This window comes from Planococcus sp. APC 3900 (assembly GCF_030407735.1).
Classification (GTDB): domain Bacteria; phylum Bacillota; class Bacilli; order Bacillales_A; family Planococcaceae; genus Planococcus; species Planococcus notacanthi.
Genome location: NZ_JASDCT010000004.1, coordinates 93,480 through 112,565, shown reverse-complemented (window position 1 = coordinate 112,565; position 19,086 = coordinate 93,480). Strand labels below are relative to the sequence as shown.

Here is a 19,086-nt window from a genome sequence, read left to right as displayed (position 1 = left end):
TTAAACAGCCACTTCCGTTGAAAATTGGCTGTGGTACAGATCGGCATAGAAACCGTCTTTGTCGAGAAGCTGTTGGTGCGTGCCTTGCTCGATGACCGTTCCTTTGTCCATTACAAGAATCAAATCGGCGTCTTTGATGGTCGACAGGCGATGGGCGATGACAAAGCTGGTGCGCCCTTTCATCAATAGGTTCATCGCTTGCTGGATAAAGATTTCGGTCCGTGTGTCGACGCTCGAAGTCGCTTCATCAAGAATCATGATCGGCGGATCGGCGAGAATCGCACGGGCGATGGTCAGTAATTGTTTTTGCCCTTGTGAAATATTCGATACTTCCTGGTTCAGGATGGTATCGTAGCCATCCGGCAAGGTCCGGATAAAGTGATCGGCATGTGCCGCTTCTGCCGCTGCCAAAATCTCTTCTTCGCTGGCACCGGTTTTACCGTAGGCGATATTGTCGCGGATCGTGCCGTTGAAGAGCCACGTATCCTGCAGCACCATACCGAAGTTCTGGCGCAGCTCATGACGCGACATTTCCCGCGAATCCAGGCCATCAATCAGGATGCGTCCGCCATTCAATTCATAGAAGCGCATCAATAGGTTGATCAAAGTCGTTTTGCCGGCACCGGTTGGCCCGACGATCGCAACCGTCTGCCCAGGCCGTACATCGATGTTCATTTTGTCGATCAGCAAGTCTTGGTCATAGCCGAAGTCGACATCTTCAAAAGCGACAGCGCCTTTCGCACGTGGCAGAACGGAAGTCGTCACTTCTTCCACTTCCTCTTGCTCATCCAGCAATTCGAAGACCCGTTCAGCCGCGGCAATCGTCGATTGAATGATGTTGGCGATGTTCGCGGTTTGGGTGATCGGCTGCGTAAACTGTTTGGAATAGGTGATGAACGCTTGGATATCCCCGATGGAGATGGCACGCTGCGTCACCAGGATCCCGCCGACGATGCTGATAACGACATAACTCAAGTTGCCGATCAGCGTCATCATCGGCATGATGATCCCCGAAATAAATTGGGCTTTGCGGCCCGCTTGGTACAGTTCTTCATTGACTTCATCGAATTGTTCGTTGGATTTCGCTTCATGGCCGAATGCTTTGACGACTTGGTGGCCTGTGTACATTTCTTCCACATGGCCGTTCAAGCGCCCCAGATTTTTTTGCTGGCTGCTGAAGTATTTCTGGGATTTCTTCAAAATCGGTCCGATGACGAATAAAGACAGCGGCAACGAAACAAGTGCGATCAATGTCAATAAAGGACTGATGGTCAGCATCATCACCAGAATCCCGACAATGGTAACGATGGAAGTAATGAATTGCGTTAAACTTTGCTGCAGCGTGCTGCCGATGGTGTCGATGTCGTTGGTCATACGGCTTAAGGTTTCGCCGTTTGCGTGTCCATCAAAATACTTCAGCGGCAGTTTCTCCAGTTTTTTATTGACGTCCTGGCGCAGATCATAGACCGTGTCCTGCGCCACCGTCGACATCATATACTGCTGGATATAGCTGAACAAACTGCTGAACAGATAGAGTCCGGCAAGGACGGCGAGAATCTGGCCGATGACCCCAAAGTCAATGCCGCCGCCCGGCACGCCCTGCAACTGGCCGTATGCCCCTTCGAACAATTCGGTGATCGCCATCCCCATGATTTTCGGTCCGACGATGGTGAACACCGTACTGAGTATGGCGACCAGGAAGACCGCTGCCAGTTTCTTGCGGCGCGGTTTTAAATAAGAAACAAGGCGGCGGAATGTGCCTTTGAAATCCTTGGCTTTTTGCGGCGGCATGTTCGCTCCGCCATGAGGAGGTCCCATCTTGGTCATGCGATCTCCTCCTCTGACAATTGGGATAAGGCGATTTCACGGTAAACTTCATTGGATTTCAACAGTTCTTCGTGTGTGCCCATGCCCACCATTTTTCCTTTTTCCAAAACAATGATGCGGTCCGCATCGACGACGGTGCTGACGCGCTGTGCCACCAATAGGACTGTAGCGTTTCGCGTTTCGTCTTTTAATGCTCTGCGCAGCTTGGCATCTGTCTTGAAGTCGAGCGCCGAGAAACTGTCATCGAAAATATAGAGATCCGGCTTGCGGATCAATGCACGGGCAATCGACAGGCGCTGCTTCTGTCCGCCTGACAGATTGGAACCTCCCTGCTCGATTTCAGCTGCGTAGCCGCCTTTGATTTGATCGATAAACTCTGTCGCTTGCGCAATGCTTGCCGCGTGTTCCATTTCCGCTTGCGTGGCGTCTTGTTTGCCGAAGCGGATATTGTCCGCAATGGTCCCGGTGAAAAGAACCGATTTCTGTGGCACAAAGCCGATTTTCGAACGGATTTCCTGTTGCGAAGCTTCGCGGATATCGACGCCGTTGACGCGGATGGTTCCGCTCTTGACATCATAAAAGCGCGGCACCAGATTGACCAGCGTCGACTTGCCGGAGCCCGTCCCGCCGATCAAGGCGGTGATTTCTCCCGGTTTGGCGGTGAAGCTGATGTTCGACAGCGCCGGTTCTTCCGCTCCCGGATAATAGAAAGTGACATCTTCGAACTCCAGCGTGCCCCGTGCACGGTCCGCTTTGGCGGTGCCGTCGTCCGCGAACGCCGGTTTCATTTCCAATACTTCGTTGATGCGCTTCGCCGATACCGCTGCACGCGGAACCATGACGAACATGAACGAAGCCATGACCAATGCGAACATGATCATCATGACGTATTGGATAAAGGCCATCAGATCCCCGATTTGCATGGCGCCGTTGTTGATGCGGATACCCCCGAACCAGATGACAGCGACGACGGTCATGTTCATGACCAACATCATCACCGGCATCAGGAAAGCCATGACTTTATTGACTTTAATGGAAACATCGGCCAATTCACGGTTGGCTTTTTGAAGGCGTTCCTTTTCTTCCGGCTCGCGGTTAAAAGCGCGGATGACACGAATGCCCGTCAGGTTTTCACGCACCACCAGGTTCAAGCCGTCCAAACGTTTTTGGACTTCCTGGAATAAAGGCATTCCGTATTTCAAGATCAACAAGATCGCAATGGCCAATACCGGCATCGCGCCGATGATGACCAGCGACAATTGTGCGTCTTTCGAAACCGCCATAATGACGCCGCCGACCAGCATGATCGGCGCGCTGATGACCATGCGCAGCATCATGATGACCACTTGCTGCACCTGGGTGATATCGTTTGTGGTGCGTGTGATCAGTGAAGCCGTTCCCACTTCATCGAATTCCTGCAGTGAAAACTGGCTGACGTGTTTAAAGACTTTCTGCCGCAAATCGCGTCCGAGCCCCATCGCCGCTTGTGACGAATAAAAACTGGCAAAGACCGCAGCGACAGCACCGATTGCCGAAACCAGCAGCATCCAGCCGCCGATCCGCCATATATACGGAATGTCCCCTTTAACGACGCCGTTGTCGATGATGTCCGCCATCAAGGTCGGCAAGAATAGTTCTGCCATCGATTGGCCGAATACCAGCAACACGACTGCCAGCACAACCCATTTATACGGATTGAGGTTTTTCAGGATTTTAATCATTTCGTTGCCACCTCTAATTCCACTTCTTTTAAATACGTCGAAATTTTTTGGTGCGCGCGAAGCAGTTCTTTTACCTGCTCGTCCGTAAACTGTTCACTGGCCGCTTTGAACACCTGATGCAGGCCATCTTCCTGAAGATGAAGTTCCTCCACCAACGCCTGGCCTTTCGGGCTGAGTGCCAGCAAGGTTTCACGGCGGTTGTCCTCGACTTGCCGGCGGTCAAGATAGCCTTCTTTGACTAGTCCATCCACCGCCTGGCTCAACGTACTTTTCGGCAGGAAGGTCTTTTCCCCAATATTTTTCTGGGTCATTTCCTTGCAGCTGATGATCGTCATCAAAATCGAATATTGCGGAATCGACAGCCCTTTTTCCACTGCCGACTTTTGAATGAAGCGCACCATATTTTTCTGTACATGGGCAAATGACAGCATCAATTGCATATACGCATCCATTTCTTTGTTCTCATTCATCTATAGCACCTTCCTTCATTTCCGAACCGTTCCAAATGGAACTATCATTACATATCCTATAAGCTACTCCGATTGGTCCGGTCCGTCAACTTTGGAGTACCGGCTTTTATGGCAATAAAAAACATCTCCAACAAGCGGAGATGCGACTGCTTCAAGAACATATTTTTATGGTGGATTTGGCGCTATGCGAATGGCAACAGTCAATGAGCTGCGCCAGCAGTTTGCGGTTCTGCATAAAGTTTCTCGGCTCGTTCCAAACCGTGTGAAACACCTGAGCGACAAGCTGCTCACAGACGGACGAGTCTGAATCGGCTTGGCGTGCAATGTTCCATAAGATCCGGTGGTAGCGGTCATACAAATCGGACAGCGCCTGTTGTTCCCGGTTCAGTATGCCCATCATTAATTTCTCGTCTATGGTCAATTTGTCACCCCCTCCTCTGCCATTGCCTTTAGGCAATCGTCCTAAACCCAACTATCTCGAAATAAAGGCATTTTTTTAAAATAAAATAGAAAACACCAGAAAATTCCGCCTTTCGCAGAGTTTTCTAGTGCTATCGGTCTATCTCATTTAATTGTTCAAAATGTTTTCCAACGCTTTATCGAGCGTCGGGTAGGTAAAACGAAATCCAGCCTGCTGCAGCCGCTCCGGCAAAATCCAGCGGCTTTTCAAGATCAATTCCGGTTCTGTCCCAATAACCACTGCGCCTATTCCCAGCATCCACTTGGTTGCCGGCAAAGCAAACTTCCGGTCCATCGTTAGCCGCAATTGCTTCATCAGTTCGCGATTGGTGACAGGTTCCGGCGACGTGGTATTGATGACGCCGCTGATGTTTTCATTGTCACGTATAAACAGGATGATGCGATAAACATCTTCAAGATGAATCCAGCTGAACATTTGACGTCCGTTGCCTTGCTTGCCCCCAAGTCCGAAGCGCACCAAGTTTTCGTATGGCGGCATGACACCGCCGTCTTTGCCGAGAACAATCGACAGACGCAATGCCGCTTGCCGTGTATTCGGCAGCTTGAACGTGAAAAACGCCTGCTCCCACGCTTTGCCGACCTCCACCGAAAAGCCGCTGCCGAATTCCCCATTCGCTTCGGTCATCGGCCGGTCTTCCGCATGGCGGTAGATCGTCGACGTACTGGAATTAATCCAAAGCGGAGGCGGATTGTCACAAGCCAGAATCGCGGTTCCCAATGCTTCCGTCGTCTCCATCCGCGAATCGAAAATCTCGCGCTTATTCGCTTCGGTATACCGGCAGTTCACCGATTTCCCCGCCAAATTGATCACCATCTCAGCGCCTTCCAACGCGTTGACGATTCCGGTATGGTTGCTCCAATTCAAATGGCCGGGCTGCCGTGAAATAATGACAACCTGATACCCCTGGTCTGTGAATTTCTGTTCCAAATACTGTCCGACAAATCCGGTGCCTCCAGCCAATACGATCTTCTTCATCCAATCACCCATTTTCTGTAAGTTGGTCTCAAGCTACTTGACGCTTTAGTGGAATAAAAGATGCGCCTCAGCCAAATTCTTTTTGATGTTTCTTTTTGCGCTTCAAGTAATCTTCATCTTCCCGGATTTCGTCCCAGCGCTTTTTGAAGATCGCTGCCGATTCCGCCTTCACCGGATCGATTTCCCTTTCCTTGATGCTGCCGTCTTCATTGTATTTGCGGCCGCCTTTGTAATTGGTGTAGCGGCGCGCCCGCGTGTAGCCCATCTGAATGAATTTGCGCGCCATGTCCATTCCCACAAAATCATCCTGCTTACGGTACTCCTCGAACATCTCCGAAATCTTATCGCACGATTCCTGCGCAATTTCCGGCGTCTTGAAACGCCAATGCGGCAAAATTTCACTCTTATACGGCTCCACCAGCAACACCCCCTGCTCACCTTTTCCCACACGATACAGCTCAGGATGTTTCCGCAAATCCAAATTCTCGTAATCCAAATCATAATCAAACGCCACGTTGATCGACTCCTTTATACTGATTGCTTTGTTAGAGTTATACCCTTGATTGGGGTGGGTGAATCCATAGGAAGTGAAGCGTTGAGTCTTTGTGTGGAGAGTGGGATTGCGGTAGAAATGGGGGTTGTTCATGTAGAAAGCTCAACTTGTCATGTAGCGGCGCGAGTTGTGTGGGTAGAAAACCGGTATCCTCCTGTAAAGAGTGGCGACCCCGGTAGAAACCCCGATTGTTCATGTAGAAAGCTCCACTAGTCATGTAGCGGCACAAGTTGTGCAGGTAGAAATCCAATATCCTTCTGTAGAGAGTGGCGACCCTGGTAGAAACGCCGATTGTTCATGTAGAAAGCTCCACTTGTCATGTAGCGGCGCGAGTTGTGCGGGTAGAAAACCGGTATCCTCCTGTAAAAAGTGGTAATCACGGTAGAAACGCCGATTGTTCATGTAGAAAGCTCCACTTGTCATGTAGCGACGCGAGTTGTGCGGGTAGAAAACCGGTATCCTCCTGTAGAAAGTGGCGACCCCGGTAGAAATGAAGATTGTTCATGTAGAAAGCTCAACTAGTCATGTAGCGTAGCGAGTTATGCGGGTAGAAATCCAATATCCTCCTGTAGAGAATGGCGACCCCGGTAGAAATGAAGATTGTTCATGTAGAAAGCTCCACTTGTCATGTAGCAACACAAGTTGTGCAGGTAGAAAACCGGTATCCTCCTGTAAAGAGTGGCGACCCCGGTAGAAACCCCATCCCTCCTATAAAAAACAAAAAACCAGAGAAAACCTCCACGGTTTCCTCCGGTCTTTATCGTCGGGGGCGTTTTTCAGCCCCCTGGTCTTATCCATTCAGGTTTGTATCTTTTGAGATTTTGTAGACACGCGCTTCATATGGAAGCAATTGCGCGGGGTCGATGCTTTGATGATTGGCCAGAAGCAGTGTGGAATCTTCTGGATCCACTGCGCATAAGACCGCATGCTGAGCAAGGTTCGTTACGACCAATACCTTGTCGTCTTTGTTTTCACGCGTATAGGCAAATACGGAGTCGTGGTTCATGTCCACCAGCTGGTAGTCGCCGTAGACGAATACATCCATGTTTTTGCGCAGCCAAATCATCTGTTTGTAAAAAGACAGTACCGAATGCGGATCGTTTTCCTGCGCTTCGACATTCAGCCATTCGTAATTCGGATTGACGCCCATCCATGGCAAAACGTCCGAGAAGCCGGCGTGGTTGCTGCTGTTCCATTGCATCGGTGTGCGGGAATGGTCACGGCTGGTCGCACGCAAAACGGTCATGATGGCATCATGTTCCATTCCGCTTTCTTTCTTATGGAAATACAGATTATGTGTATGGACGTCATCAAAATGATCGAGTTCTTCAAACGGCGCATTCGTCATGCCGATTTCCTGGCCCTGGTAGATGAACGGTGTCCCTTGCATGAAGAAATACATGCAGCCGAGTGCCGTCGCGCTTTCACGCCAGTACGACTGGTCGTTGCCCCAAGTCGAAACGATGCGCGGCCGGTCATGGTTTTCGATGAATAAAGCATTCCAGCCATTGCCGTTCACTTTTTCCTGCCATTTGCTGAGGACTGTCTTCAATTCCGGGACGTTGACACCATTGCGCACTTCGGTGTTCCATAAGCCGATGTCTTCAAACTGGAAAATCATATTGAATTTGCCATTCTCGGGACTGACCCAATCGTGGATTTCATCCGCTGAAACGCCGTTCGCTTCACCGACTGTCATGATGTCGTGTTTGCTGAAGGTTTCATCGTATAATTCCTGAAGCAGCGGTTGGATGCCGTCGACATTCATCATCTTTTCCCATGAAGGTACAAAGAGATGGCCGTCCAGATCCGGAACGTTCGTGTACTCTTTTTTGATGTGGCTGATGGCATCTACGCGGAATCCGTCGATGCCCTTCGCTACCCACCAATTGACCATTTTAAAGAGTTCATTGCGGACTTCAGGGTTTTCCCAGTTCAAATCGGGCTGTTTTTTTGAAAAGACATGCAAGTAATATTGGTCGGTCTTTTCGTCGTATTCCCAAGCCGGTCCACCAAAGATGCTTTCCCAGTTGAGCGGCTCATCGCGCCAGACATACCAATCACGCTTCGGATTGTGGCGGGAGGAACGCGATTCCACAAACCAAGGATGTTCATCGCTCGTGTGGTTGATCACCAAGTCGATGATCAATTTCATGCCACGCGCGTGCACTTCTTCCAGCAGGCGGTCGAAATCCTCCATGGTTCCGAAATCTTCCAAAATGGCCTGGTAATCGCTGATGTCGTACCCATTGTCGTCATTCGGCGATTTGTACATCGGACATACCCAAATGACATCGATGCCCAATTCTTTCAAGTAATCCAATTTGCTTGTGATGCCGTTGATGTCGCCCAGGCCATTGCCGTCAGAATCCATGAAGCTGCGCGGATAAACCTGATAAACGACTGCTTCTTTCCACCATTTTTTATTCATATCCGATCCCTCTCAAAGACGGCGGCAAGATCCTCTTTCAATCAGCCGGGATGAAACCACGACTTGCTTTGGAGGCACCGATTCGTCCGTTATTTTCTCTAATACCAATTCCGCTGCATGCAGTCCGAGTTCATAAATGGAAATGTCGACGGTGCTGAGCGGCGGCTTTAAATGTTTTGAAATGGCGTGATTGTTAAAACCGATGATGGAAATGTCTTCGGGTACTCTGATTTGCAGATCCTCAAGGTAGCCGATCACTTCGTATGCGACCATGTCGTCATGTGTGACGATGGCTGTCGGCGGCACGTCGAGCGCCATCAACTGGCGGATTGCTTCGCGTTCCTTGCCTTGCATGAGTTCCTGGTTCACTGCGTAGGCTTCAACAAAGGGGATGCCGTGTTGGTCCAGTGCCTGCCGGTAACCTTCCATCCGATCCAGCGAAACGACGAAATCCGTAGCCCCTCCAACAAAAGCGATATGCTGATGTCCGAGGCTAATCAAATATTCCACCGTTTCTTTGGCGTTGTTGATGTTATCGTTGTCGACATACGAGATGGTTTCCGGATCTTTATACGGACGTCCAACTACAGAGTACGGCAACCCGCATTGTCCCAAGTATTCCATAACCGGATCGCCGATTTTCGAATACAACAGGATGATGCCGTCGACTCGTTTCCCTTGTGCCATTTCCACGACTTCCCTGTGGATTTCTTCCTGTGTAGCGCCTGTCGACAAATACAAGCCATACTGGCTGCCGTGCGCACGTGTTGAAATGCCACGCAGCACTTCCGGAAAGAAAGGATTTTGAAATGCCAGTGTCGCCGAATTTTCCATAACGATGCCAAGAGTCTGGCTCTTTTTCGCTACCAGATTACGGGCCTGGAAATTCGGGAAGTAGCCCAGTTCTTCCATGACTTCCCGTACTTTTTGTTTGGTCTTGCTGCTGATTCGTGGATTATCGGCGATGACACGGGACACAGTGGCCGGCGACACGCCAGCTTGTTTCGCAACGTCTTTAATCGTGACTGCCATGATGCTGCCCCCTTATTTTACTGCTCCATCCGATACGCCTTTTATGATTTCACGTTGTGCAATAAAGTAGAAAATGATAACTGGAATGATGGCAAGCGTCAAGCCGGCAAGCGCCAGATGCCATTGTTTCGTATATTCCCCAAAGAAGAAGAACATCTTCAATGGGATTGTCTCGCTTCCCGGGGTGTTGATGACCAATGACGGCAATAAGTAATCATTCCAAATCCAGATAATGTTCAGGATCGCCACAGTCACCGTAATCGGCTTCAGAATCGGGAAGATAATGTACCAGAATACCTGCCAGCGGTTGGCTCCGTCGATTGTTGCTGCTTCATCCAGCGAGCGCGAAACATTGTTCAAGGCGCCGTGGTAAAGGAAAATCGATAGGCTTGCACCGAATCCGAGATACATGAAAATCAAGCCGCCGCGGTTCAGCATTTCAAATTGGCCAAATACCGTCACGAGCGGAATCATGACCGACTGGAATGGAATCAACATCGCTGCAACGAATACAAAAAACAGCACCGTGCTGAGTTTGCTTTTCGCACGGGACAGCGCATACGCAGCCATCGCAGAGAAGACGATGATCAAAACCACGCTGACGATAGTGATCAGCAGTGAATTGAAAAGCGTACGCATAAAATCAAGCTCTTCGAAAGCGGTGATGTAATTATCGAAGTTCCATTCTGCCGGCAGGCTGATGGTATCCATGAATATTTCTTTTTTTGATTTGAACGAGTTGACGAACATGAGATAAAAAGGGGCCAGCCATAAAAGCGCCAATAATCCCCCGAGGACTTCCAGTTTGATGTCCCACTTTTTCCGCATTACATTTCAACCTCCTTGCGTTTGTTCACATAAACTTGAACAAGAGCGATGATTGCAACGATGACAAAGAATATGACCGCTTTGGCCTGCGCATAAGCGAAGGCATTTTGCGTGAACGCAGTCTTGAAAATTTCCATTGCCACCATTTCAGTTGAGTTGTAAGGTCCGCCGCCTGTCAGCGACAAGTTCTGGTCATACAATTTGAACGAGTTGGACAGCGTCAGGAACATGCTGACTGTGAACGCAGGCGCAACAAGTGGGAAGACGATGTAACGGAAACGCTGGAATGTGGAAGCTCCATCAATTTCAGAAGCCTCCAGCAATTCTTTCGGCATCCCCTCCAAATAAGCGATGTAGATGACCATGATGTACCCGGCCATCTGCCAGCTCATCAAAATAACCAAGCCCCAGAATCCGGTGTCTGTCGTAGACAGCCAACCTTGCAGGCTTTCCATGCCGATGATTTCACCGACACTGGCGAATACTTTGATGAAAATGAACTGCCAAATGAATCCTAAGATCAATCCGCCGATTAAGTTCGGCATAAAGAATGTTGTACGCAATAATTTGCTTGAACGGACGCGTCCCGTCACTAGCAATGCCAGCGACAGTCCGATGATGTTGATCAGGATAACTGAAACAATCGAGAATTTTGTTGTGAACCACAGAGAATCCAAGAACCGCTCATCTTTGAACAAATCAATGTAATTTTGTAAACCGACGAATTCACCAGTTACAATACCGTTCCAGGAAGTGAATGAATAATAAACTCCAAGCAGCATCGGAACGATGACAACCAGCGTTAGCGCCAGTAAAACGGGGGCGAGGAACAACCAATAGGATAAATCTTTTGTACGCATGTAGGCACCTTTCCTTCCTTAACTCATTCCATGAAAGCTCCGGTAACAAAACAAAGTAGCACAGAGGCTACTTTGTTTATCACGCTCATGATGAAAACCGGATTGTTATGTTATTATTCAGCTCTGCTTGTTTTCCAAGCTTCTTTAGCTGATTCGATGACTTCGTCCCAGCTTGCTTCGTCGCTCAAGTATTTTTGGATACTTGCGCCAAGTTCATCTTCACCCCATCCAGTCGGATAGCCCATGAACACCCAACCGATTGTGTTGCCTGACTCGGATGCATCATAAATCGCTTTCGACATTGGATCGGAGATTTTTGAAGTATCGTACCCTTCATAGGCAGGAATGAATTTAAAGTCTTCCACTACTGCTGTTTTTCCAGCGTCTGAAGTATAAAGCCAATCCAAGAATTCTTTTGATTCTCTGATGACATCTTCGTCCGCTTGTTTGTTTACGCCCCAGTACATCGGTACGCCAACCGGTAAGCCTGCGTTATCCAGACCTTCTACAGGAATCGGCATCAGGCCGACACCGCTGTCTGCAAGTTCAGGGTCAATTCCAGCGATTGAGCCGTAAGCCCAGTTTCCTTGTTGGATGATCGCTACACGCTCAAGAGAGAACAGTTCTTCGACTTGTTGAGAATAATCAAGGCTCACAGTCGGCTGTTTCGAATATTCGTTTTGCAGATCGACGATTTTCTTGTAACCGTCTGCGTATTTAAAGTCGACAGTTTCTGCGTCAAATGCCGCCAATACATTGTTGTCGAATTCAGGTGCCAGGAATGTATTCGATAAGTGAAGTCCTGTTACCCATGCTTCTTTTCCTGGAAAAGCAAAAACCGATTCAAGTCCTAATTCGTCTTTTTTCGAATCCAATGCTTTCACAGCTTCTTCAAGTGATGCGAAATCTGTGATGGACGCCGGATCGATTCCGGCTTCTTCAAACAGGCGTGTGTTGTAGATAAAGCCGTATCCTTCTTGGTTATAAGGAAGTCCAAGCACTTCAGATTCAACCGTTACGCCGTCCAGTGTGCCTTCAAGTGCGGCTCCCGCTGCTTTTGTTTCAGCCAAGTCAGACAAATTGTCTTTCCAGTCCGCAACGTCCTGAGGTCCACCGATGTTGAAGATTGCCGGTTCGTTTCCGGATGCAAAGCGTGAACGAAGTGCCGCGCCATAATCTTCTCCGCCTCCGACAGTAGTGATTTCAATATTGACGTCCGGGTTCTCTTTTTCGTAAAGCGCCACTACGTCTTCAAACTGGTCTTTAAATTCCACTTTGAACTGGAAAATATCAACCGTTACCTGATCTTCGCTTCCTGAACCTGAAGCTTCTTCCCCGTCGCTGCTGCACCCCGCCAATACTGCTGCCGACAACATCAATGATGCCACTAACCCCTTGCTGAACTTAAAATCCTTCATCCCAAACTCCCCCTTTTGGTTTTTATGCAATCGTTTGCACAAAGTCGTAAATAAAAAATGGAAACTCTCTGAAGCGTGTTTCCAATAATTAATTATTTGTATCATACCACCATGAAAACGTTTGCACAATATGTAATTTAAAATTATTTCATTTTTTTTTTGCTTAATTTGCGTTTTAGCACGAGCAGAAAAAAGCAGCAACAGCTCTTAGGCCGTCACTGCTTTTCTGCGGATCATTCATTTTCCAACACCAGCAATGCAGCACCTAAAATGCCTGCATCGTTTTCAAAACGCGCCACTTCCACTTGCAACGGATTCAATAACATCGGTTTGAGCTGCCGTTGGAAAGGCTCCATCCATAAGTCCGCTGCTTCGGAAACACCGCCGCCGATAATGACCATTTCCATATCAAATGCTGCCTGCAGGCTGCTGATGACAAGGGCCAAGTCGCCTGTAAACTCTTCCACTACTTTTTTTGCTGCCGGATCTTTCTCCGCATTCTCAAACAGTTCAGGCGGCGTGATGTCCAGCCCCGCTTCGCGGATCCGGCGGCGCAATGCCGTGCCGGAAACGTACATTTCGCTGCAGCCCAGTCTTCCGCATGCACATTTCACGCCATTTGGATAAAGGATCATATGGCCAAGTTCAGCTGCTCCTCCATGAGGGCCGCCACTCAAAAGCTTTCCGTCCCACAATACGCCACCGCCAAGGCCTGTGCCGAGCGTTAAGACGACCACGCGGTCCAGTCCTTGCGCCGCACCAAACTTCGCTTCCGCAAGTGCGACAACATTTGCATCGTTTTCCACTTCGACGCGCTTTCCTGTTGCCTTCTCCAGCCATTCCTTAACTGGTGTGCCGGTCCAGCCCGGTAATGTTTCCGCAGCATAGATGACTTTGCCTTGCTTCGGATCGACAAAGCCATGTGTGCCGATGCCGATTGCATCGATTTCTGGCCTCGCCTCCAGCATGCGCAGGATATTCGCTTCCAGATACGGGTACAACGGAATCTCGGTTGGAATCTGTTCGTCGTATAAAATCTGTCCCTTGTCATCAATGACACCCATGCGGACTTTTGTTCCACCAATGTCGACGCCTAATACGTTTGCCATAGCTTTTCCTCCATTTACGCTTTTATTTGTAATAAACAACCGCTTCGTACGGTCTCAACAAAATATCCCCTTCACCGGCATCAGCTGAGTAATTGCCGATCAGCACATGGCCTTCAGGGCGAGCTGCCGCTTTTGGCTGGTCCGAAAAATTGCAGTAAACCGTCAGCAATTCATCATTCCATGAACGCGTGTAGGCAAACAGTTCATCGTCTTCGCGGTACTGCAGTTCAAAATTGCCGTGCGTGATGATGTCCATGTCTTTGCGGAAACCGATCAGTTTTTTGTAATACTGATAAATCGACTCTGGATCTTTATGCTGCAGAGCATTGATTTCCGTGTAATTCGGGTTCACTTTCAGCCAAGGCGTCCCGGTTGTAAATCCGCCGTTCGGCTCAGCCGACCATTGCATCGGCGTCCGGGCGTTGTCGCGGCTTTTGACATGGATCTTCTCCATGATGATCTCGTGCGGAATACCGGCTTCGCTTTTTTCCGCGTACATATTCACTGTTTCGATGTCTTTGTAATCGGCAATTGAATCAAAGCGTACATTGGTCATGCCAATTTCTTCACCTTGGTAAATATAAGGCGTCCCTTGCATGAAATGAAGGCATGTGGCGAGCATCTTCGCCGATTCCAAACGATAGTCCGTGTCGTTGCCGAAACGGGAAACGATACGCGGTTGGTCGTGGTTGTTCCAGTATAAACTGTTCCAGCCTTCATCATGGAGGCCATGCTGCCATTTTTCCAGATTCTCTTTCAAGTCCGTCAATTTCAGCGGCTTCAAATCCCATTTCTCGCCAGATGCCTGATCGAGCCCCATATGCTCAAACGTAAAAATCATATTAAGTTCGCGGTTTTCTGCAGCCGTGTAATCGCGCGCTTCTTTCGGCGTTGTGCCCGGCATTTCACCGACCGTAACAATATCGTATTGCGACAACACCTGCTGGTTCATTTCTCTCAAGTAGGTGTGGACATTCGGACCATTCATGAATTGATGGCTGCCGTCGCCGCCCGGTGCATCATGCATGACCGGCACTTTTGAAATCATGTTGATGACGTCCATGCGGAAGCCATCTACCCCTTTATCGAGCCACCAACGCATCATTTCGTAGACCGCTTCACGCAATTCCGGATTGTCCCAATTTAAATCCGGCTGCTTTTTGGAAAACAAATGCAGGTAATACTGGCCGCGTTCTTTCTCGAATTCCCATGTCGAGCCACTGAAGAATGAACGCCAATTCGTCGGCTCGTCGCGCCATATGTAAAAGTCGGGATGGTTTTTGAACCATTCGTGTTCATCAGACGTGTGATTGACGACAAGATCCATAACGAGCTTCATGCCGCGAGCATGAACCCCTTCCAGCAATTCATCAAAATCTGCCATGGTGCCGAATTCTTTCATGATTTGGTAATAATCGCGGATGTCGTAGCCATTGTCATCGTTCGGTGAATCATAGACCGGCGACAACCAAAGAATGTCCACCCCAAGCTCATGCAAGTAATCAAGTTTTTGAATAATGCCTCTAATGTCGCCGATGCCGTCTCCATCCGAATCCATGAAACTCCTCGGATAAATTTGATACACCGTCGACTTTTTCCACCATTCTGCCATCAAAATCCCCTCTTCCCCTTAAAGTGAATATTATTCTAACATCATACATGAATTTGCAGAATTGCCAACTAAATGTTGGCAATTCATTGATTTTTATAAGCGTTTCGGTTGAAGATGGCTAACGCTTTTTATTAGGATGCTTTCTTAAGAGGCGTCTTTCGCGGTAGGAGTGGCGATTGTTCATGTAGCAGCCCCACTTGGGCATGTAGCAAGACAAATTATCCTTGTAGAAACCCGGTAGCTTCCGGTAGAGAGCGGCAACCGCGGTAGGAGTGGCGATTGTTCATGTAGCAGCCCCACTTGGGCATGTAGCGAGACACATTATCCTTGTATAAACGCGGTAACTTCCGGTAGAGAGTGGCAATCGCGGTAGGAGTGGCGATTGTTCATGTAGCACCCCCACTTGGGCATGTAGCGAGACACATTATCCTTGTATAAACGCGGTAACTTCCGGTAGAGAGTGGCAATCGCGGTAGGAGTGGCGCTTGTTCATGTAGCAGCCCCACTTGGGCATGTAGCGAGACAAATTATCCTTGTAGAAAGCCGTAGATAGCAATAGCTCAGATAGATAACATTGACTGTTTCCGCTGAAATTTTTCCGATGGCGAGTCTAGCATAAATCAAAAAAACACTACCGGGCTTTCCCGGTAGTGTGAGGTTAACGATAGATTTTGCCACGTTTCACAGGCTATGTGATTAAGCTTCTGCTGCGGCATATAAATCTGAGACGACTACATCGTCTTCTACCAGAACATATGGATGCACTTCGAGCAGCATATTTTTAATATCTTTCGGCATTGATTTGTTTGCGTAGGCGCAAATCAATGGAAATTCGTATTCTTTTACCGCAACATCGATGATCTTTTCAAAATCCTTCACCAAGTGGATCGGGTCTTCCATCGTCGCCCATTCTACATGCGCCCAGGATCTGAACGTGGCTTGTTTGGCTAAATAAGGTTCGATCGTTTTTTCAAAATACGCCTGAATCGCTGGCGGATGATAACTTCCGCTGGAATAATAAAAGTCATAACTTCTTACAAAATGAATGAATTCCATTTGCTGTTCAGAAAGTTGAAGCTTGAGTTCAGTTTGTATTTTGGGAGTCAAACGGGGATTTTCAATCAGAATGACATAATCTCCCGCTTCAACGCCGTGCTTGGCATAAGCCACGACTTGTTCGATATATTTTTCGGTTTCCTCATACGAATACAGGACGTGGACATCTCTGCATTCTTCAAATAATTGCAACATATTTTTGTTCAATTTATCACCCCTTCATCATTTTCAACTTCAGACAAAGTTTTACTGGGCTTATTATACAGAAAAAGAGAACACACGTCCTCTTATTTGTTTGCGGCTGGACTATAGCTGAATAAATACTACGGCAAAGCTAAAAAAATACCACCCACAGTTATGCGGATGGTGGATGGTTAAAAGTTCTTAATTCCAGCGATGATCTGCTTTAACGCATCGATGGATTTGAGTGGATCGGTTTCGCAATCCAATCGGTGATTGATGTCGGGCAGCAATGTTGACTCCAGGCTCGGATTCGTTTTCAGCAATTCGAAAGCTCCCGCCGAGTAGTAGCGATCCTTATCGCCGATATAGCATTGGGCAGGATTCCTGCTGTTTACCATGGTGTTCAGTACGTCTTCTTGATTCATTAACGGCGTTACCCAAACGGCTTTGGCTTCGTTAAATTCCGGACGCTTCATTTCGGCAGCCATCGCAATGGTGCCGAGGGATTTGCCGATCAAGTAGAATTCCTGATAGTTTCTTCCTTTGAGCACTTCACTGATTACCAAACGCACATCCTGGACAATCGCTTCATTTAATTCTTTCATGGTGAACTCATCGTATGCTTTGTCTGTATATTGATAGTTGACCCGCAAGACGTCATAGTTTTGATTTAAGAAAATCTCTTCTGCAAAATGAAACATTGGACTTTTTGCGGTGTACCCCGCACCCGGCAAAAAGATCGCCAACTTCTTTGTATAATCCTCTGTCAGCACCACTGTGTAAGGAACCTCGATTCCTTTGTAGCCGATGACTTTGTTGTTAATTGCTTTCATAACTCCCACTCCTATCTCTCTCTATTATAAAGAATATTCCATAAGTTTACTAAATGTTTCCTGAATTAGCTATGATATAATCAGATTATCATGATTATTGCTGGGAGGTTGACGAATGAAAACGGAAAAAGAAAAGATGCTGGCTAGTGAAATGTATGATCCGCAGGATTCCGAGCTGCGCCAAAAACGCATGAATGCCCGCCGCCTTAGCCGCTTGTTCAATGTAACAACCGAAATGGATGGCCAGGACCGGACCATTCTGCTGAAAAAACTCTTTGGTTCAACCGGCGAATTGATCCATGTTGAACCGAATCTCCGCTGCGATTATGGTTTTAACATCCACGTCGGCAATAACTTCTACGCCAATTTCGATTGTGTGTTTCTGGATGTCTGCGAAATCAGGATCGGTGACAATTGCATGATTGCGCCGGGTGTCCACATTTACACAGCGACTCATCCGCTCGATCCGGTTGCCCGCAATTCCGGCAAAGAATTCGGCAAACCCGTCACCATCGGCCACAATGTTTGGATCGGCGGCCGTGCTGTCATCAATCCCGGCATCACTATCGGCGACAACGCCGTCATCGCTTCGGGTGCCGTGGTCACCAAAGATGTACCCGCCAATACCATCGTCGGCGGCAATCCCGCAAAACCAATCGGCCATATCGAAGAATAAGAGGCAATGCGCATCGGCGCGTTGCTTTTTTGATTAAAATTTATCGATGTCTGCAATAATGTTCTGGAGCATGCCAATCGAATCCACCGGCCTGTCCCCGTACTCCAAACTATGATTCAATCCGGGATACAATTTCGTTGCCAGATTTGGATTGGCTTCAAGCTTGCGGTAATTTTCTTCAGAATAATAACGATCCTGATCACCAATAAAACATAAAGCGCGGTGGGGGCTGTCAATCATCGCATCCAAAACCCCCGGCTGATTGATCAACGGCGTCAGCCAAATCAGTTTGGCCTTTTCAAACCGCCTCTTCTTCACTTCCAAACTCATCGCTATGGTCCCCAACGATTTGCCTACTATGTAGTATTCATCGTATTGCGCATCTAAAAAGAACTTATCCAAAACAGCAGCTGCATCCACTTTCACAGCTTGGTCCAATTCTTCATTTGTAAAATCATCGTACTCTTTGTCTACATAACGATAGTCCACACACAGCACATCATAAACTCTGTTTAGATAGACTTCCTCTGTAAAATGAAACAACGGCGACGTGGTCTTGTATCCTGCTCCCGGAAAAAAAATCGCCAAGGTTTTTGCCTTTCCAGAATTTCGAATAAAATTATAAGGGACTGTTATCCCTCTATACCCCAGAACGTCTCCTCTAATCAGCTTCACTTCTCCCACCTCTTTCCATCATTATACAAAATATCCCATGAAGTGTATAAGTTTTTATGAGAGTTTTGCATATTTATCCGTTTTCTTGAGATATCCCCTAAAAGCTTGTTGCTGCGTTCAACCATCTAGTTTGGAGTAAGCTCCTACCGCTTTTAGCAAAACGCAGTTCGCGCAGCCGAACTGCGTTTTTCGGCATTCTAGGTTTTGGATTGTTGGAGTTCCTGTAAAGATGAGAATATGTCAGGTAGAATCGCAAATAGTTCGTGTAGCCGCGAAGGCTTCAGGTAGAAACGCGATTTGTTCAGGTAAAGATCGTCACTCTTCATGTAGAATCGCAAATAGTTCA

At 48.0% G+C, this 19,086-nt stretch carries 17 protein-coding genes; 1 reads left to right on the top strand and 16 read right to left on the bottom strand.

Annotated features, from left to right (window positions below; all coding sequences use genetic code 11):
• The 15 genes from QMA04_RS09625 to QMA04_RS09555 form a co-directional block, all read right to left on the bottom strand.
• The gene (locus QMA04_RS09625) at positions 1–1,827 is read right to left on the bottom strand and encodes an ABC transporter ATP-binding protein (RefSeq protein ID WP_191716351.1); all 1,827 of its coding nucleotides are present in this window, start codon (positions 1,825–1,827) and stop codon (positions 1–3) included.
• Positions 1,824–3,548: an ABC transporter ATP-binding protein gene (locus tag QMA04_RS09620; RefSeq protein WP_191716352.1), complete on the bottom strand. Its 1,725-nt coding sequence runs from the start codon at positions 3,546–3,548 to the stop codon at positions 1,824–1,826. The genes QMA04_RS09625 and QMA04_RS09620 overlap by 4 nt, the downstream gene beginning before the upstream one ends.
• Positions 3,545–4,018 (bottom strand): MarR family winged helix-turn-helix transcriptional regulator, encoded by a 474-nt coding sequence (locus tag QMA04_RS09615; protein ID WP_191716353.1) that lies wholly within the window; start codon positions 4,016–4,018, stop codon positions 3,545–3,547. The genes QMA04_RS09620 and QMA04_RS09615 overlap by 4 nt, the downstream gene beginning before the upstream one ends.
• 151 nt (positions 4,019–4,169) lie before the next feature.
• The gene (locus QMA04_RS09610) at positions 4,170–4,439 is read right to left on the bottom strand and encodes an RNA polymerase sigma factor (RefSeq protein WP_191716354.1); all 270 of its coding nucleotides are present in this window, start codon (positions 4,437–4,439) and stop codon (positions 4,170–4,172) included.
• A gap of 147 nt (positions 4,440–4,586) precedes the next feature.
• The gene (locus QMA04_RS09605; RefSeq protein WP_191716355.1) at positions 4,587–5,474 is read right to left on the bottom strand and encodes a TIGR01777 family oxidoreductase; all 888 of its coding nucleotides are present in this window, start codon (positions 5,472–5,474) and stop codon (positions 4,587–4,589) included.
• 67 nt (positions 5,475–5,541) lie between these two features.
• Complete coding sequence (locus QMA04_RS09600) at positions 5,542–5,988, bottom strand: DUF4385 domain-containing protein (RefSeq protein ID WP_223635164.1); 447 nt, start codon at positions 5,986–5,988, stop codon at positions 5,542–5,544.
• Between the two features lie 829 nt (positions 5,989–6,817).
• The gene (locus QMA04_RS09595) at positions 6,818–8,458 is read right to left on the bottom strand and encodes a glycoside hydrolase family 13 protein (protein ID WP_290185406.1); all 1,641 of its coding nucleotides are present in this window, start codon (positions 8,456–8,458) and stop codon (positions 6,818–6,820) included.
• A 12-nt stretch (positions 8,459–8,470) separates the two neighbouring features.
• On the bottom strand, positions 8,471–9,490 hold the full coding sequence (locus QMA04_RS09590) for a LacI family DNA-binding transcriptional regulator (protein ID WP_290185404.1): 1,020 nt from the start codon (positions 9,488–9,490) through the stop codon (positions 8,471–8,473).
• A 12-nt stretch (positions 9,491–9,502) separates the two neighbouring features.
• Positions 9,503–10,318 carry a carbohydrate ABC transporter permease gene (locus QMA04_RS09585; protein ID WP_191716359.1) on the bottom strand — a complete coding sequence of 272 codons (816 nt, stop codon included), beginning with the start codon at positions 10,316–10,318 and terminating at the stop codon, positions 9,503–9,505.
• Positions 10,318–11,178: a carbohydrate ABC transporter permease gene (locus QMA04_RS09580; protein WP_191716360.1), complete on the bottom strand. Its 861-nt coding sequence runs from the start codon at positions 11,176–11,178 to the stop codon at positions 10,318–10,320. The genes QMA04_RS09585 and QMA04_RS09580 overlap by 1 nt, the downstream gene beginning before the upstream one ends.
• 113 nt (positions 11,179–11,291) lie before the next feature.
• Positions 11,292–12,596: an ABC transporter substrate-binding protein gene (locus QMA04_RS09575; protein ID WP_290185401.1), complete on the bottom strand. Its 1,305-nt coding sequence runs from the start codon at positions 12,594–12,596 to the stop codon at positions 11,292–11,294.
• Positions 12,597–12,829: 233 nt separating this feature from the next.
• Positions 12,830–13,705 (bottom strand): ROK family protein, encoded by an 876-nt coding sequence (locus tag QMA04_RS09570; protein WP_290185399.1) that lies wholly within the window; start codon positions 13,703–13,705, stop codon positions 12,830–12,832.
• Between the two features lie 22 nt (positions 13,706–13,727).
• Entirely contained in the window at positions 13,728–15,317 is a 1,590-nt protein-coding gene (locus QMA04_RS09565) for a glycoside hydrolase family 13 protein (RefSeq protein ID WP_290185397.1), read from the bottom strand.
• Between the two features lie 696 nt (positions 15,318–16,013).
• Complete coding sequence (locus QMA04_RS09560) at positions 16,014–16,580, bottom strand: MEDS domain-containing protein (RefSeq protein WP_290185395.1); 567 nt, start codon at positions 16,578–16,580, stop codon at positions 16,014–16,016.
• Positions 16,581–16,747: 167 nt separating this feature from the next.
• Positions 16,748–17,389, bottom strand: coding sequence for an alpha/beta family hydrolase (locus QMA04_RS09555; RefSeq protein WP_203341108.1), 642 nt, complete (start codon positions 17,387–17,389; stop codon positions 16,748–16,750).
• Positions 17,390–17,504: 115 nt separating this feature from the next.
• Between QMA04_RS09555 and QMA04_RS09550 the strand changes: the two genes are divergently transcribed.
• A complete protein-coding gene (locus QMA04_RS09550) occupies positions 17,505–18,065 on the top strand; it encodes a maltose acetyltransferase domain-containing protein (RefSeq protein ID WP_290185391.1) in 561 nt (186 codons plus the stop codon).
• A 33-nt stretch (positions 18,066–18,098) separates the two neighbouring features.
• On the opposite strand, the gene QMA04_RS09545 is transcribed toward QMA04_RS09550, so the two are convergent.
• On the bottom strand, positions 18,099–18,740 hold the full coding sequence (locus QMA04_RS09545) for an alpha/beta fold hydrolase (RefSeq protein ID WP_290185389.1): 642 nt from the start codon (positions 18,738–18,740) through the stop codon (positions 18,099–18,101).
• Positions 18,741–19,086 lie beyond the last annotated feature (346 nt).